Source organism: Pseudarthrobacter defluvii (assembly GCF_030323865.1).
In the GTDB taxonomy this organism is placed as follows: Bacteria; Actinomycetota; Actinomycetes; order Actinomycetales; family Micrococcaceae; genus Arthrobacter; species Arthrobacter sedimenti.
On the sequence record NZ_CP066362.1, the window covers coordinates 673,475 to 690,198 of the forward strand.

Here is a 16,724-nt window from a genome sequence, read left to right on the forward strand (position 1 = left end):
GTCCTAGGCCCGCACCAGGGAGAGGACGCGGTCGCGGATGCGTTCCATGGTGGCCCGGTCCGTGGCCTCGGCGTTGAGCCGCAGGAACGGTTCGGTGTTGGACGGGCGCAGGTTGAACCAGTAGCTGCCGTCGCTGGCCGTGAACGTGCTGCCGTCCAGCGTGTCGATAGTGAGGTCCTCGTCCGCGAAGGCCTGGCGCACGCGCTCCACCGCTGCCGGCTTGTCCTCCACCTCGGAGTTGATCTCGCCGGAGCTGACGTAGGGCTCGTACTCGCGGGCCAGGTCGGAAAGCGGGCCCTCCTGCTCGCCGAGGGCCGCCAGGACGTGCATGGCGGCCAGCATGCCGGTGTCCGCGTTCCAGAAGTCGCGGAAGTAGAAGTGCGCGGAGTGCTCGCCGCCAAACACGGCACCTTCCTTGGCCATGACTGCCTTGATGAAGGAGTGGCCCACGCGCGTGCGGACCGCGCGGCCGCCGTCGTGCTCCACCAGTTCCGCGACGGCGCGGGAGGTGAGCAGGTTGTGGATGATGCTGGGCGTTTCCTCGCCCTGGGCCTTGGCCCGGGCAATTTCGCGGCGGGCCACCATGCCGGTAATGGCCGACGGCGACACGGGCTCGCCCTTTTCATCGATGACGAAGCAGCGGTCGGCGTCGCCGTCGAACGCCAGGCCGATGTCCGCTCCGTGCTCAATCACTGCGGCCTGCAGGTCGCGGAGGTTTTCCGGCTCCAGCGGGTTGGCCGGGTGGTTGGGGAAGGAACCGTCCAGTTCGAAGTACAGCGGGACGATGTCGAAAGGCAGCTTGGGCAGCAGTGCGTCGCCCAGGACCGCCGGCGTGGTCAGCCCGGCCATGCCGTTGCCTGCGTCCACCACTACTTTCAGGGGACGGGAGGCGGAGAGGTCAACGAGCTTGCGGAGGTACTCGGAGTAGTCCTTCAGCACGTCGCGCACGCTGATGAGGCCCTTGGTGCCGGCAGCCGGAATGGACCGGGAGTTCAGGTACTGCTCGGCGAGCGCCTGGATGTCCTTGAGGCCCGTTTCGGAGGAGATGGGCACGGCGCCTGCCTTGGCCATCTTGATGCCGTTGTACTCGGCAGGGTTGTGACTGGCGGTGAAGGTTGCCCCGGCGCGGTTGAGGAAACCGCAGGCGAAGTACAGTTCGTCCGTGGAGATCAGGTCCAGCAGCTCAACGTTGGCACCGCGCCTTGCCGCTCCGTTGGCGAAGGCCTTGGTGAACTCGGGGGAGGAGGGGCGCATGTCGCCGCCCACCACGATGGTCTCGCCCTCAAGCTGCAGGACATCCACGAACGCGGCACCCACGGCTTCGACGATTTCGGCGGTGATCGACTCGCCTACGATCCCACGGACGTCGTAGGCCTTGAAGGAGGCCGAGAGATCAAATGTCGTTGTCTGTTCGCTAGTCACGGGCTTTATCTTACGTGTGCGGCGCATGTGGCCAAGGGGACTTTGGCAGAACTTGCGTAACAGCTCTGCTTTGTAGCGGGTGCCGGGCCCGTTTCCACATGGCGGCGCGACGCTGTGCGGGGTGTCGGAGGGTGCTGGGATACTGAATCAATGGCCAATAACCAGTACGCTTCCCCAGTTTCCGCCGCCGCAGTTGCCACGGCAGGTCCGGACGCGCCCGGGACCGCCACGCATGCCGAGGCGCTTGAGGTGCTTCGCGGGCTGGTGGGCAACCCGGGCGCCGTCTTCCACGAGGGCCAGTTCGAGGCCATCGAGGCATTGGTCGACGGCGGGCGGCGAGCTTTGGTGGTCCAGCGCACCGGCTGGGGCAAGTCAGCCGTGTACTTCGTGGCGTCCCTCCTGCTGCGGCGCCGCGGAGCCGGGCCCACCCTGATCGTTTCGCCCCTGCTTGCCCTGATGCGCGACCAGGTGGCCGCTGCCGCCCGGGCGGGGGTTCGCGCCGTGGCCATCAACTCCGCCAACCAGTTGGAGTGGGATACCGTCCGCGAGCAGCTGGCCGCCGATGAGGTTGATGTCCTCCTGGTCTCCCCGGAACGGCTCACCAACCCGGCATTCCGGGAGACCCAGTTGCCCGAACTCCTCCGCCGCACCGGGCTGCTGGTCATCGACGAGGCCCACTGCATTTCCGACTGGGGCCACGACTTCCGTCCCGATTACCGCCGCATCGCGGACCTCATCACGCGGCTGCCGGATTCGGTGCCGGTCCTGGCCACCACCGCCACGGCCAACTCCCGGGTGGTGCACGATATCGAAGAGCAGCTCGGTGCGGGGGTCCTGACCATCCGCGGCTCCCTGGGCCGTGACTCGCTGCGGCTGGGGGTCCTGTCGCTGCCGGACTCCAAGGCGCGCCTGGGATGGCTGCTGACCCACCTGGCCGATCTTCCCGGCAGCGGCATCATCTACACCCTGACCGTTTCCGCTGCGGAGGACACCGCCAGGCTGCTGTCCGAGGCAGGACACAATGTGCTTGCCTATACCGGGCGGACCGATCCGGCGGACCGGGAACGGGCAGAGCAGCTGTTGAAGGACAACCAGGTCAAGGCGCTGGTGGCCACTTCCGCCCTCGGCATGGGCTTCGACAAGCCGGACCTTGGCTTCGTCGTCCACCTCGGCGCGCCGTCCTCGCCGGTGGCGTACTACCAGCAGGTGGGCCGCGCCGGCCGTGGCGCTGCCAACGCCGATGTCCTGCTGCTGCCAGGCTCCGAGGACCGGGAAATCTGGCAATACTTCGCCACCGCGTCCATGCCGTCGGAGGAGAAGGCAGCGGCCGTGCTGACGGCGCTGGCCGAGGCCGGTACCGCGCTGTCAACGGTGGCCCTGGAGGCCAGGGTGGACCTTCGCCGCACGCCGCTGGATCTGCTGCTGAAGGTACTGTCAGTGGACGGCGCTGTTGAACGGGTCGGCGGAGGCTGGCGGTCCACGGGCCAGCCGTGGGTTTACGACGCGGAGCGGTACAGCCGCATCGCCGAGGCCCGCGTGGACGAGCAGGACTCCATGGTGATCTATCAGGACACCGCAGGCTGCCGGATGGAATACATCACCTCCGTCCTGGATGACGAGACAGCCCGTCCCTGCGGCCGCTGTGACAACTGTGCGGGCCGCTGGTTCCCGGCAGACGTTGCCGCGGACGCTACAGCGGCGGCAGGCCAGACCTTGAGCAGGGCAGGAGGCGTCCTGGAACCGCGGCTGCAGTGGCCCAGCGGCATGGACCGTTTGGGAGTTCCGGTGAAAGGCAAACTCAAGCCGGGCGAAGGCCTGGCGGAGGGACGCGTCCTGGCCCGGCTGACGGATCTTGGGTGGGGCGGTGCCCTGCGGGAGCTGTTTGCCGCCGGTGCGGAGGACCGGCCGGTGGACCCTGCGATGCTCCAGGCATGTGTGCAGGTCCTGCGGGAATGGGGAACCGGGGACAGCCGGAACCCGGGTTGGAGTGGGGCGGGCCGGCCTGCCGCCATTATTGGTGTCCCGTCGCGGAGCAAGCCGCAGCTGGTGGGCTCACTGGCCCGGGGAATCTCCGATATTGGGCGCATCCCCTACCTGGGCGAGCTGCAGTTGGCGCACGGTGGGCCTACCGGCGGCCGCGGCGGCAACAGCGCCTACAGGCTGGCAGGGGTTTGGGACCGGTTGGTGGTGGGTCCTGAACTTGGCGCAGCCCTGCAGTCGGTCCAGGGCCAGAGCGTGATGCTGATCGATGACCTTGCCGACAGCCGGTGGACCCTTACCGTCGCGGGGCGCGCCCTCCGGCAGGCCGGGGCGGGTGCGGTGCTTCCCCTGGTTCTGGCGCAGGCAGGCTGACCGCGGGCTGGGTGCTGCCGGCTTGGGCAGGCTTGGACACGGCGTCGGTGCCGGAGGCGGTTGGCTGCGCGGCCCCGTCTGCGCCGGTACCGGGTTTGGGGGACTGGTCCCGCTGGCTCACTGCCGCCCCGGCGTGCCGGGGGAGCAGCAGGCTGTCCGCCGTGCTGGCGAGCATCAGGACGGCCATTGCCAGGAACGCGCCACGGAAGGGCCCGGCCGGATCCTGTGGGACCAGCGCCGGGCCGTTGAAGGTTCGGATGAGCAGGGCTGCGAGGGCGATGCCCGAACCGGTGCCCAATTGCACGATCGTGGCTGAAACCGTATTGGCGGACGTGAGTTGTGCCGGCGGGATGTCCGCGTACTGGACCGACGCGTACGCCGAAAAGCCGATGGAGCGGAAGGCGCCGCTGCATACCAGCAGTACGAACATCAGTGCTTCCGGAGTCTCCGCCGTCAGGAAGGCGCAGAGGGCGAAGGTGATGGCTGATGCCACGGAAGCGAACACCAGCATTGCCTTGAACCCGAACTTCCGGATCAGCGGGGTGGTGGCGGGCTTGATCCCGATGTTTCCGACGAATACCGCTGCCACCATGGCACCAGCCTGCAGCGGTGACCAGCCGAACCCCGTCTGGAACATCAGCGGCAGCAGGAACGGGACCGAGCTGATGGTCACCCGGTACATGAACCCGCCGGTGGCCATGGCCCGGAACGTCCGGGCGTGGAAAACCTGGAGATTGAACAGGGGGTGGGGGGCCCGGCGCATCCAGAGCACGGCGGCGGTTAGTGCTGCGGCTCCGGCCAGCGCGCTGATTCCGGCCCAGGGCAGCTCCGGATGGCTGCTGGCCAGCTCCAGGCCGGCCACCAAGGCACCCACCCCGACGGTGGTCAGCGCCATGCCGGTCCAGTCCAGCCGTCGGCCGGGATCTCCCGGCGTTACCGGAACCAGGCGCAGGGCAGCGGCAAACGCTGCTGCGCCGAGGGGGAGGTTCACCAGGAAGATCCAGTGCCATGACAGGTAGGTGGTGAGCGCGCCGCCCACCAGCGGCGCAAGGACCGGTGCGAGGAGCCCCGGCCACACCAGGAATGCGGTGGCCCGAAGCAGCTCGGACTTCGGGGTACCGCGCAGGACCACCAGGGTTCCCACCGGGACCATCATGGCCCCGCCGGCTCCTTGGGCGATGCGGCTCAGGGTCAGCGTGGCCAGGTCCTGGCTCAGGGCGCAGGCCAGCGAAGCGACGGTGAACACGGCGATGGCGGCACAGAAGATCCGCCTGGCACCGAACCGTTCAGCCAGCCAGCCGCTGATCGGAATTCCAACAGCCACTGTCAGGAGGTAGGCCGTCATGGTGATGTTGACGTCGGCAGCGGGGATGGCGAAGTCCGCCGCGATGCTGGGAATGGCAGTAGTGAGGACCGTGCCGTCCAGGAATTCCATGAAGAAGGTCGCCGCCACCAGGAGCGCCAGGCGAGGGTTCCATCCTGAACGGGTGCCGTCCGGCTGCTGTGGGTTGCTGCGTGCCGCCATGGGCTAATCCTGCCACCGCGGCATCAACTGGCGCCCTGCACGTCCGTGTGCTGGACAGCGCGTTCCCGGAAAGTGCCGGTTAACGCAAAAGGCCCCGGTCCGAGGACCGGGGCCAAACGCGGAGACGGGGGGATTTGAACCCCCGGTCGAGTTTAACCCCGACCCTTCATTAGCAGTGAAGTCCATTCGGCCGCTCTGGCACGTCTCCAATTGCTATTGCTAGCCCACCAAGGATACGCAGATCCGGCCATGCAGCGCAAAACGGTTCCCGCCATTGACCGAGCCCGGTACTGCAGGCGTGCTGCCCTTACAGGAAATGTTGGGCCGGGCGAACCATGCGGATCTCGGGCAGGTTCTCCCAGTCAGCCAGGACGTCCTCGGCCCCGTCGGGTTCAAAGCCGAAACGCCGGTAGAAGCCGATGGCCCTGCTGTTGCCGGCCGCCACCCACAGGCTCGCCGCGCTGGTGCCGATGGCCGCCTCCAGCAAACGGCCGCCCAGCCCAAGGCCCTGGTGTGAGGCCAGTAGATAGAGGCCCCAGAGTTCCAGGTCTCCGGACGACGGCGGCGGGTGGCCTTCCGGGGAACCGGGGGCAGGCAACCGGCGGGCGCCGGCGAACCCAACGACTGTCCCGCCGTCGCACGCCACCCAGGCCTCGGCAGGCTCCGGGCGGTCCAGCAGGTGGCGCCACAGCCGCAGCCGGCCCGCCGGATCCACTGCAGCCAGGAAGGCGTCGGACAGCATCCCCCGGTACGTTTCCTGCCAGCAGAGGACATGCACCTGGGAAAGCCGCTCAATGTCGCCGGCGCCTGCCCGCCGGACCGTCAGGGCAGAATGCAAAGCGTTCAGCCTGCCAGCGCCTTCCACAGGAAATGCTGGCTGCGGGCCTGCAGCGCGGCGGCCTGCCGGTTGTCCGATGCGCCCGCATGGCCGCCTTCCAGGGCCTCGTGGAACCACACGTTCGGGATCCCCATGGCCAGCATCCGGGCGGCCATTTTGCGCGCTTGGACAGGACCCACGCGGTCGTCCGAGGTGGCTGTCCAGATGAAGGTTTCCGGGTACTCCACGGCGTCCTTGAGCAGGTGGTAGGGCGAGAACGTCCTGATGTACTCCCACTGTTCGGGAACATCAGGATCTCCGTACTCGGCAATCCATGAATGCCCGGCGGAAAGCTTGGTGTAGCGCCGCATGTCAAGCAGGGGCACCCCGCAGGAGACGGCCCTGAACAGTTCCGGGTAGCGGGTGAGCATGTTCCCCACCAGCAGGCCGCCGTTGGAGCCGCCCACGCAGCCCAGCCGCCGGGGCGAGGTGACGCCGCGCGAAATGAGGTCGCGGGCCACGGCTGCGAAGTCCTCATAGGCCCGGTGCCGGTTTTCCTTCAGCGCGGCGCGGTGCCATGCCGGCCCGTACTCGCCGCCGCCGCGGATGTTTGCCACCACGTAGACCCCGCCGCGCGAGTGCGGGGCCTTCCCGTCGCTTCCGTCCGACAGCGTGGTCCGCCGCTCCAGCCACGCCCTGCCCACGGTGCCGCTGTAAGCGGGTGTCCGTGAAACCTCAAACCCGCCGTAGCCGGACAGCTGCGTGGGGTTCTGCCCGTCCAAAGCCAGCCCCCGCGGCGCCACCTGGAAGTACGGGACCCGGGTGCCGTCGTCGGACACGGCGAAGTGCTGCTCCACCTCATAGTCACCGTCGGCAAAGAATGACGGCGAACTCTTGACCGTTGCGTGCCGGCTCACCACGCCACGCGTCCCCACGCCGGATTGATCAGCGCCGTCCCGCTCCAGCGTGCCGCGCATCAGCGTGGTGGGGGTGGTGAAGCCGGTGGCGATGAGCCAAAAATCGTCGCCGGCCCCGCCGTCGGCCGGTGCCTCATCCTCGTCGTCCACGGCGTAGGCGTTGACATCGTGCAACGGCGGGCAGGCGTCCAGGGGAGTGGCGGCCCAGCCACCGTCGGTGCCGCTGGCCCGGGACGGATCGAGTACCCGGATTTCTGAGGAAACGTCCTTGAGCAGGTTGAGCAGCAGGAAGTTCCGGGTCCAGCTCCAGGACTGCAGCGAGGTGTGGGCGTCCGGGGTGAACAGGACGGTCAGCCGGCGGGTGCCGCCGAGGTAGTCCTCGAAGCTGGCGGCCAGCAGGGACCCGGACGGGTAGGTGTTGCCGTCCAGCACCCAGTCCTGCTGCGGGCGGAAAAGCAGCCATTCCCGGTGCGCGCTGACGTTGACGTCGGTGGGGACGTCAATGGCCATCCAGGATCCGTCCCGCAGCACAAAGTTGGTGCGGTTGAAGAAGTCGATGTAGTCCACGGCGAAGGTCCGCTCAAAGCCGGGCGTGGAGTCGTGCGCGGCTACGGCCATCATGTGGTCTTCGGGTACCTCAAAAAGGCGCGGCGCTGTGGCAAGGGATTCGCCGCGCTTGAGCGTCACTGCCGTACGGGCGTAGGAGGACGCGGTCTTGGGCAGCCCGTCCGCGGTGGAGGCCACCAGCAGCGTGTCCTCGTCCAGCCAGGACACGTTGCCCTTGGCAGTGGGGAGGTCAAACCCGCCCTCGTCCGGATCAACGAAGCCGCGTGCCTCGACGTCGAACTCGCGGTAGCGGTTGGCGTCGCCGCCATCGGGGGAGAGGGCCAGCAGCGCCAGCCGGTAGGGCTCGCCGGCCGCTGGGCGCAGGAAGGTTGCGCCGTGGAACACCCACTCCACGCCTTCGGCGCGGGACAGCTCATCCACATCAAGCAGGACATCCCATTCCGGGGTGTCGGTGCAGTAGCTGTCCCAGGTGGTGCGCCGCCAGAGGCCTTTGGGGTTCCGGCCATCCTTCCAGAAGTTGTAGTACCAGTCGCCTCGCTTGCCCACCATGGCGATCCGGTCGGTGGAATCCAGGACTTCAAGGATGCCGGCTTCCAGTTCGGCGTAGCCGCCGTCCTCCAGCAGGTCCTCGGTGCGGGAGTTTTGCTCCTTGACCCAGGCCAGCTGCTCTTCGCCGTAGATGTCCTCCAGCCACACGTTTTCGTCGACGGGTTCCGGTGCGGTCTCCCGGGGTGCGGTGCCGGAAGTATCCCCGCCGGGACCGGGAAAGGGCGCTTGATCAGCTGCTGTGGTGGTCATGCGCCCCATCCAAACAACATCGCCCATGGCTGGCAAGTCACACGGTGGGCGCAGGCTCCGTCTTCAGCCCGTACGCTGGATCCGTGGAATTATCGCAGAGCAACCGGGCCGTCATCATCGGTGGCGGCCCCCGTGGCACCAGCGTGCTGGAGCGGCTGCTCGCCCACGCTGCCGCCGCGGGAAGCTCCCTGCGGCTGCACGTCGACGTCGTGGACCCCTACCCGGCCGGTCCCGGGCATGTCTGGCAGCCGGGGCAGTCCCGGTTGTTCCTCATGAACACCCAGTCCTTCTATCCCACCCTGATTCCCCAGGATCCGGCCCTGCCCGCGCCGGTTGCCGGCACTACGTTCGATCAGTGGCGGGCCAAGCAGCAGCGGGACCCGCTGCCTGACCTCACGGCCGATGAACTGGCGGAACTGGCGGTGCTGGAATCCACTGACTTCCCCAGCCGCGCCCTCTACGGACGCTACCTGTCCAGCACCCTCGCGGAACTGCTGGACAAGGCGCCCGACGGCGTCACGGTCGAATTCCACCAAACGTCCGCACAGTCGGTGCGCCCCGTGGGGGACGGAACGTACGACGTCGGCCTGGCCACCGGAGCGACCCTCCGCGCCGACTCGGTGGTGCTGGCGCTGGGGCACATTCCGTCCCGCCTTAACCCGGAACAGCGCGAACTGCAGGCATCAGCCGCGCAGCTGGGGTTGCAGTATTTTCCTCCAGCCGTGCCCGCGGACGTCGACTGGGCCCGGATCCCCGCCGGCGAACCCGTCCTGGTCCGTGGCATGGGCCTGAACTTCTTTGACACCATGGGCCAGCTCACCGAGGGCCGCGGCGGGAAGTTCGTTCCCAGCGGCAGCGGCCTGGAGTACGAACCGTCCGGCCAGGAACCGCTAATCATCGCCGCCTCCCGGCGGGGGACCCCGTACCGGGCCAAGGCGGCCCTACCTGGCTATTACGCCCCGTCCATCACGCTGCGCTACCTCACGGAGGCAGCGATCGGGCGGCTGGCCAGGACCGGCATCCGTCCGTCCTTTGACCACGACCTCTGGCCGTTGCTGCACCGGGACGCCCTGTGGGCCTACTACTCAACGCTGGTGCGCTCGCAGCCCGGGGCGGTGCCCGACGCGCCGGCGTTCCTGGCCGCGCTGGAGGAGGCGCTGCAGCCGCACGCGCACAGCGCTGCCAACTGGGAGGACAGCGTGGAGAGCGTCCTCGCCATCCACGTTGGGCCCCGGCACCGCCTGGACCTGCCTGGACTTACGGCTCCGCTGGCAGGCCGTTCGTTCGCGTCCCGCGGTGAGCATGACGCGGCAGTGGTGGAGTTCCTGCTCGACGATGCGCGCCGCTCGGCCCTGGGGGAGGACGACCCCGTCAAGATGGCCATTGGGGCGCTGCACCACGGACGGGCGGTCCTGAAGACAGCAGTGGCCGACGGCGGCATCACCGATGAGTCGTGGGTCGCCGGGCTGCGTGGCTGGTTCGAGTCCTTCGTTGAGGGCCTGGCCAGCGGGCCGCCGGCGCTGCGGGCCGAACAGCTCGCCGCCCTGGCACGTGCCGGCGTCGTGAGCTTTGTTGGCCCCGACCCAAAGTTCGGCGTGGACCGGAAAGCGGCGGTATTCACCGCGGCCTCGCCCTGGGTTGCAGGCCCGCCCGCCACCGCCCGGACCATGGTGGAAGCCCTGGCCCCCGGCAACCGGGTCTCAGCCAACGACTCCCCGGTGCTGGAACAGTTGCTGTCTGATGGGCTGGTCCGCCCCAAGCTCATGATGACACCGGAAGGCGCCCCCATCCAGTCCACCGGCCTGGACGTGGAGCCCCACCCCTACCGACCGGTGGCCGCCAACGGATCCGTAACGCAGAACCTGTACGTACTGGGACTGCAGTTGTCCTCCGCCCAGTGGGGCACGGCAATCGCCGCCGAGTCGGTCCAGGCGGCCAGCCCGACATACCGCAGTGGCCAGCGCACCCTCCGCGACGCCGACGAGATCGCGGCCGCCATTCTCAACCGGGCTTAAACGGCGATGCGCCATCACTTTGGTCCCTAAACCGGCGGAATAGGAACGAAAAGTGATGGCGCATCTGCTGTTTTAGCCGCGTAGGCAGGCCCGGTACTCGGCCATGGCCTGGCCGTAGTTCGCCTGGCCCCTGACGTCGGCCGGGCGGGTGGGCTTGACCGGAGGGACGCAGACCGGCTGCGCCGGGGTGTCCGCGCCAACCAGTACGGCAACCTTCACCACGGTGCCGGACTCGACGGCGGTGAGCACCACGGTTGCGGTGCCCTCCGCAGCGCCGGCAGGGACCGCCAGGTTCACTGATGCAGCGCCGGAAGCCACCGGAACAGTGCCGAGCGGCGTCACCGTGCCGGCGGCGTCAGTGAGTGAGGCCTCCAGCACGGTGTTCACAGGGCTGCCCAGGGAGGTCAGGTCCAGCTTGGATACTGCCAGGGTGATGGGCTCTCCGGGCTTGACCCCGGCGGCCGTGGTGTTGGTGACAGCCACGGAACGGCGGGCGAAATCCGGGGAGAGGGGGCTGCTCTTCTGCAGGTAGCCGATCCAAGCGTCCCGGTCCACCAGCCCGGAATCCCGGGTGTTGGTGCCTTCAGTGAAGACCCGGAAGTTGTCCCCACCGGTTGCCAGGAAGCTGAATGTGCCCACCCGGTAGGACTTCGCCGGGTCCAGCAGATCGCCGTTCACCCGCACCGAGGTGATCCGGTCACCGGCCGCGCGGGCGGCGTCGTAGGTGTAGTTCACGTTCTTTGACAGGCCCAGCTGCAGGTAGGCGCGGCTGGGAACCGAGCCGTCCGGGTTGGTCTGCCACTGCTGCTCCAGGAGCGTCTTGAACTGCGCACCGGTCAGGGATGTGGTCCACAGGTTGTTCACGAACGGGAGCACCGCGTTGGCCTCGGCGTAGGTGATGGTGCCGTCCGGTGCGTAGTAGAGCTCATTGCGCAGGCCGCCGGCGTTCACGACGCCGATCTCCGCACCGCCGAGGTCGGCGGATTTCAGCGAATCAAGCAGCGAGTCGGCCACCAGGTTGCCCAGGGTGGATTCGCTGCCGCGGTCATCGCGCTTGGCAGTGCCGGTGGCATCCGTGGTGAACGCGGTGGTGATGTCCTTGGTAATCGACCCGACGGGCTGGTTGCCAACGACGGCGGCATCTGCCAAGGCCTTCTTGACGATGGCGTCGACGGCGGCCACGCGCGGGTAGGCGGCAACCAGGTCCGCGGCAGGATCCGTGCTGCGCTTGACGTTCCCGGCCTTGTACGCGGCCACCTCCTTGGTGGCGGTGTCCACGGTCAGCTGGATCTGGCCCACATTTTCGCCGTAGTTGCCGGTCTGCACGATGGGCCGGGTCTTGCCTGCCACGCCGGGAACGGGGGCGTCCCAGGCGTATTCCTTGTGCGTGTGGCCGGTGAAGATGGCATCCACCTCGGGGGACGTCTCGGTGACCAGCCTGGCGAAAGGTCCGCCGGCTGCCACTTCCTGTTCAAGGGTGGCGCCTTCCACCACGCCGGAGCCGGCGCCGTCGTGATCCTCAACGATGATCACGTCGGCGAGCTTATCCGCCGAGATCTTCGCGGCTGCCCGGTTGATCGCCTCGACGGGGTCGCCGAAGTCGAGGTCGCCGATGCCGGCCGGCGTCACCAGGGACGGAACTTCCTGGGTAACGGTGCCGATCACGGCCACCTTGATCCCGTTCATGTCCAGCACGGTGTACTCCGGCAGGACCGGTTCGGTGGTGCCCTTCTTGTAGACGTTGGCGCCCAGGTAGGGGAACTTGGCGTTGGTGCCGCCGGCAATGACGCGGTCGCGCAGGTCCGCCCAACCGCCGTCGAACTCGTGGTTGCCTACGGCCGATGCCTTCAGCTCCAGGGCGTTCAGCACGTCGATGGTGGGCTGGTCCTTGGCAACCGCGGAGGCGAACAGGGAGGCGCCGATGTTGTCGCCCGCGGACAGGAACGCCGTGGCACCGGGAGCAGCCGCAGCGCGCAGCTTCTCGATGGTGCCTGCCGCCTGCACGGTGTTGGTGTCGATCCGGCCGTGGAAATCGTTGATGTTCAGGAAGTTCAGGTCAACGCTGGCAGGTATGGAGGGGAGGTTCAGGCCCACCACCACGGGGTCGTGGTCGCTGGCGCGGAACTGGTCCGGGGCGTAGTAATTGGTGATGTTGCTGTTGTAGCGGCTGTACTCCAGGGCCACGGATTCAACGGAGTTGATGTTCCAGATGTCCGCACCGGATACCACCGCATTGGCGGCGGGCGAGGCCAGGATGTGGTCCAGGGAGCCCGCCAGGCCCCCAAACAGGTAGGAGTGCTTGGCCGAGCCGTCGGCGTTCTTCGCCTTGTCATCCTGGTTGACGTAGCCGGCCCCGGTCAGGACGTTGATGGGATCTTCCTTGCCGTACGAGTTGAAATCGCCGATCAGGAAGACCTTGTCCGTGCCCTTGGTGGCCTGCAGGGAGTTGGCAAAGTCCAGCAGGGACGTGGCCTGGGCCGTGCGGGCGAGGTTGGAGGCGCCTTGGCCCTTGTCCGCGTCATCCGGCGTTGCGGCCGAGCCCTTGGACTTGAAGTGGTTGGCGATGGCAATGAACTCGCTGCCGGCAGCGCCGCCCACGGGCTTGAACACCTGGGCCAGCGGTTTGCGGGCGCTGGCGAAGGCAACGGTGTCGTTGTGGATGATCGATTCACCGACAGGTTCTGCAGCGGCCTTCTTGTAGATGAACGCAGTGCGGATCATGTCCTCGTCCGCCAGCGGCGGAGCGTTGGCAGGCGTGCGGACGTAGTCCCAGATACCGGGGGTGGGAATGTTCAGTGCCTCGACCAGCTTGGCCAGGGCGTCGTCGCGGTCCTTGCCGAACTGCGCGGAGTTTTCGACCTCCATCAGGGTGACCACGTCGGCGCCGGACTTGCTGATGGCGGCAACGATCTTGTCCTGCTGGCGCTTCAAGTTCTCGGCGTTGGCCGCACCGCGGGCGTTGCAGCCGCCGCGGACGGTGATCGGGTTGCCGGCCCGGTCCTCGTAAAAGGTGCACCCGGACAGGGTGTCGCCCGTAGTGGGGAAGTAGTTCAGCACGTTGAAGGAGGCGATCTTCAGGTTGCCGCCCACAGCTGCGGGAGCCGCGGTGCGGGTGGCGCCGAAGCTGGCCGGCTGGACCGTGGACTTGTTGGCCTCGGTCAGGTGGGTCAGGGGCTGCAGCTTCCAGGAGTTGTTGGCGTAGCCGAGCACCACGTTGGTGGTGAAGCTGACAGGCGAGCCCACCCGCACGGGGTCCGTGGTGGTGAGGTACGGCAGGACCTCGGCCTTGGTGGTGGCGTCCTTGAGGAAGTTGGTGCTGGCACCGTCGTCCAGCTTGATGCCGCGTGCCGCGTTCTCCGCCGCGACGGCGGTGTACTCCGCCGAGCCGTACGGTGCCACGGCGGTGGGCTGCTCGAGCGGGGTGGTCCCGCCTGCGAGGCCGATCTCGCCGTACTGGTTCAGGCTGTAGTTGTCGCTCACCGTCAGGGGGCCCTGCGGCGCCAGCAGCATGCCTTCCAGCGACTCGCGGAAGGTTTCCGTGGCGGGGAGGGTGAAGATGGTGGGCTTGACCTCGGGTGCGGCGTCGGTCAGCTTGGTAAGGCCCGCTGCCGCCGTGACGTTGAGCTGGGTCATCCCGTAGTACTCTGCCACGGTGCCGGTCACCTGGACGTAGTCGCCTGCCTGCACCGAACCCACCGTGGCAGGGGAGTAGACAAAGATGCCGTCGGATGCGGCATGGTTGGTGGCCGTGAGGTCGCCGCCGGTGCCCGGGGTCTGGATGTAGTAACCATTGAGGCCGCCGGTGGGGAACGCTGCAGTGACCTTGCCCTGGGTGGTGACGGCTGCGCCTGTCAACGGGCTTTCCGTCCCGGTGCCCTGGATTTCGGCGATGGTTCTGGCAACTGGGTCAGGGGCCGGCGTGGGGTTCGGCGCGGGAGCAGCACCGCCGGTGGACGTCGGCGTGATGGCGGCGCTGAGGGTGAAGTCTGCGGTGTTGTTGTTGCTGTCCGCGCCGGCGCTCCTGTTGAGGCTCTTCACATCGGTGTTCGAGGCGGGCGCCGTGGCGGCCTGGGTCTCAAAGGTGTTCGAGGTTCCGTAGCCCAGGAGGTCGGCTACGCCTGCGGTTTCCACCACTGAGCCGGTGGGAAGTCCGACGGCGGTGGGCTGCTTGGCGAGCACGATGGTGCCGGAGGCGCCGGCGAAGTTCAGGGCGCCGGCCACGAGGTCGGGCTTGGGCAGGTCGGCGCCGTTGGCGCCGTTGCTGCCGCCCTGCACCAGGTAGTAGCCCTTGGCCGGGATGGATCCCGCGAGGGCGGCCACCCCGCTTGGCGCCGCCGTGCCGCTGCCGGAGCGGTACTGCACGGACCAGCCGTCAAGGGACACCGGAGCGTCGGAGGTGTTGTAAAGCTCCACGAATTTGTTCTTGTAGGCGGCGCCGCTGCTGCCGCCGCTCAGGTAGGCCTCGTTGATCACAACGGGGGAGGTGCCGGCCGCGGCTGAGACCTCCGCGGCTGTGTTGTCCGCAATCGCCGGCACAGCTGCCAGCGGGGTTGCGATAAGCCCCGCCGACAACGCTGTGCCCAGCGTCAACTTCCATGTTTTTTGATGCATCCGCTCTTACTTTCATTGAGGTGTCCCGGGTGGGTGGCCCGGGAGGGTGCGTCCGGTTGTACCGGTCGGACCAGGTGCGCAGTCCGGCTCCTGGTCAAGTGGGTGGTCCGGCTCATGACAGCAGCACTGAATGAACGCAAGGTGGCTGGCGCGTGCATTCGGCGGGACGTTCCCCAGCGGAACGCCCCGCCTTCCGGTACTGGCTTCCCCAACCCGTACCGGAAATGCTGTTGGCGGGAGTGATGATGCCGGCAAACACGCAGGTGTGCCGGCAATCACAAACGATACCGGCGGGTAGCCTTCCGGCGGTGCTTTGGCAGGGGTTAGTCCAAAGAATTTACGTCCCGGCAACAGGGATCATCCGCAGTCGCGCCCGCTGGCGCCGAAGCAGTGGGGTTAAAAGCAAAAACCCCTGGCGGCCGTTTCCGGCTGCCAGGGGTTCCCTTGCGGAAGGTAAGAGATTCGAACTCTTGGTACGGGGTTACCGCACACTGGTTTTCAAGACCAGCTCCTTCGGCCGCTCGGACAACCTTCCTCAGCTAGTAGTGTTTCATAGGCACTTGCCTGCAACAAAACAGGCCGGAGAAGGTGCCCGGTGCACACTGGTTGCAGCCAGGATTTGAGTCAGGAACGGGAGAGGTCCATGAAAGCCGTCTACATTTCGGAGCCGGGCGGCCCGGAGGTGCTGGAAGTCCGGGACGTGGATGCCCCCGTGCCCGGCCAGGGTGAAGTGCTGATTGATGTGGTGGCGGCCGGCCTCAACCGCGCCGATGTGCAGCAGCGCCGCGGGTTCTACCCGCCGCCGCCCGGCGCCTCCGAAGTTCCCGGGCTGGAGGTTTCCGGCAGGATCGCCGGCTTCGGCCCCGGCGTCAGCAAGCCGTTCTCGCTGGGGGACAAGGTGGTGGCCCTGCTGGCCGGCGGTGGCTATGCGCAACAGGTGGCCGTTCCGGCCGAGCAGGTGCTGCGCGTGCCTGAGGGGGTGGACCTGGTCACGGCGGCAGCCCTCCCTGAGGTGGCCGCCACGGTTTACTCCAACCTGATCATGACGGCGCAGCTGCAGCCGGGCGAAACGGTCCTCATCCACGGTGCCACCGGAGGGATCGGCACCATGGCCATCCAGCTGGCCAAGGCGTTCGGTGCCAAGGTGGCCACGACGGCCGGCACCGAGGAAAAGGTCAGCACTGCCAAAGCGTTCCTCGGGGCGGACATCGCCATCAATTACAAAGAGGAAGACTTCCCGGAGAGCCTTCGGCGGCAAAATGACGGCAAGGGCGCGGACGTCATCCTGGATGTGGTGGGGGCCAAGTACCTCCAGCAGAATGTGGATGCCCTGGCGGACTATGGCCGCCTGGTGGTGATCGGCCTGCAGGGCGGGGCCAAGGGCGAGTTGGACCTGGGGCTGCTGCTGAAGAAGCGGGCTGCCGTGGTGGCTACAGCCCTGCGGCCGCGTCCGGTGGCGGAAAAGGGCGCCATCATGACCGCCGTCCGTGACGCCGTGTGGCCGCTGGTGGCCGATGGAAGGATACGCCCGCTCGTTGCCAAAACCTTCCCGCTGGACCAGGTCAGTGCGGCCCACCGCTACTTTGACAGCGGCGACCACGTGGGCAAGGTCCTGCTGGTCATGTAGCAACTCCCGTTGCATACCCGGTATTGCGCCCGGAAGTCTTGGGCGTTACGCTGACCATACGCGGTATGCACAG

Annotated in this window: 8 protein-coding genes and 2 tRNA genes; 3 read left to right on the forward strand and 7 right to left on the reverse strand. The window is 67.6% G+C overall.

Going from position 1 to position 16,724, the window contains the following annotated elements; translation table 11 throughout:
- Nucleotides 1-3 precede the first annotated feature (3 nt).
- A complete protein-coding gene (locus JCQ34_RS03280; protein WP_286401776.1) occupies nucleotides 4-1,422 on the reverse strand; it encodes a phosphomannomutase/phosphoglucomutase in 1,419 nt (472 codons plus the stop codon).
- Nucleotides 1,423-1,572: 150 nt separating this feature from the next.
- Here JCQ34_RS03280 and JCQ34_RS03285 point away from each other — a divergent pair, with 150 nt between their 5' ends.
- A complete protein-coding gene (locus tag JCQ34_RS03285; RefSeq protein ID WP_286401778.1) occupies nucleotides 1,573-3,774 on the forward strand; it encodes a RecQ family ATP-dependent DNA helicase in 2,202 nt (733 codons plus the stop codon).
- On the opposite strand, the gene JCQ34_RS03290 is transcribed toward JCQ34_RS03285, so the two are convergent.
- The 4 genes from JCQ34_RS03290 to JCQ34_RS03305 form a co-directional block, all read right to left on the reverse strand.
- Complete coding sequence (locus tag JCQ34_RS03290) at nucleotides 3,698-5,299, reverse strand: MFS transporter (RefSeq protein ID WP_286401780.1); 1,602 nt, start codon at nucleotides 5,297-5,299, stop codon at nucleotides 3,698-3,700. The genes JCQ34_RS03285 and JCQ34_RS03290 overlap by 77 nt on opposite strands.
- Nucleotides 5,300-5,418: 119 nt before the next feature.
- Nucleotides 5,419-5,507: transfer RNA gene (locus JCQ34_RS03295), tRNA-Ser, on the reverse strand.
- Between the two features lie 99 nt (nucleotides 5,508-5,606).
- Complete coding sequence (locus tag JCQ34_RS03300) at nucleotides 5,607-6,137, reverse strand: GNAT family N-acetyltransferase (RefSeq protein ID WP_286401782.1); 531 nt, start codon at nucleotides 6,135-6,137, stop codon at nucleotides 5,607-5,609.
- A 5-nt stretch (nucleotides 6,138-6,142) separates the two neighbouring features.
- Complete coding sequence (locus tag JCQ34_RS03305) at nucleotides 6,143-8,398, reverse strand: prolyl oligopeptidase family serine peptidase (RefSeq protein WP_286401784.1); 2,256 nt, start codon at nucleotides 8,396-8,398, stop codon at nucleotides 6,143-6,145.
- 83 nt (nucleotides 8,399-8,481) lie between these two features.
- Between JCQ34_RS03305 and JCQ34_RS03310 the strand changes: the two genes are divergently transcribed.
- Nucleotides 8,482-10,413 (forward strand): FAD/NAD(P)-binding protein, encoded by a 1,932-nt coding sequence (locus JCQ34_RS03310; RefSeq protein ID WP_286401787.1) that lies wholly within the window; start codon nucleotides 8,482-8,484, stop codon nucleotides 10,411-10,413.
- A gap of 72 nt (nucleotides 10,414-10,485) precedes the next feature.
- On the opposite strand, the gene JCQ34_RS03315 is transcribed toward JCQ34_RS03310, so the two are convergent.
- The gene (locus JCQ34_RS03315) at nucleotides 10,486-15,024 is read right to left on the reverse strand and encodes an ExeM/NucH family extracellular endonuclease (protein ID WP_286401789.1); all 4,539 of its coding nucleotides are present in this window, start codon (nucleotides 15,022-15,024) and stop codon (nucleotides 10,486-10,488) included.
- A gap of 447 nt (nucleotides 15,025-15,471) precedes the next feature.
- Nucleotides 15,472-15,559: transfer RNA gene (locus JCQ34_RS03320), tRNA-Ser, on the reverse strand.
- Nucleotides 15,560-15,667: 108 nt separating this feature from the next.
- Here JCQ34_RS03320 and JCQ34_RS03325 point away from each other — a divergent pair.
- A complete protein-coding gene (locus tag JCQ34_RS03325) occupies nucleotides 15,668-16,651 on the forward strand; it encodes an NAD(P)H-quinone oxidoreductase (RefSeq protein WP_286401791.1) in 984 nt (327 codons plus the stop codon).
- Nucleotides 16,652-16,724: the final 73 nt, after the last annotated feature.

Coding starts and splice junctions, on each gene's coding strand:
- JCQ34_RS03290 (WP_286401780.1), bottom strand. CDS start 5,299: ATGGCGGCACGCAGCAACCCACAGCAGCCGGACGGCACCCGTTCAGGA.
- JCQ34_RS03285 (WP_286401778.1), top strand. CDS start 1,573: ATGGCCAATAACCAGTACGCTTCCCCAGTTTCCGCCGCCGCAGTTGCC.
- JCQ34_RS03305 (WP_286401784.1), bottom strand. CDS start 8,398: ATGACCACCACAGCAGCTGATCAAGCGCCCTTTCCCGGTCCCGGCGGG.
- JCQ34_RS03315 (WP_286401789.1), bottom strand. CDS start 15,024: ATGCATCAAAAAACATGGAAGTTGACGCTGGGCACAGCGTTGTCGGCG.
- JCQ34_RS03325 (WP_286401791.1), top strand. CDS start 15,668: ATGAAAGCCGTCTACATTTCGGAGCCGGGCGGCCCGGAGGTGCTGGAA.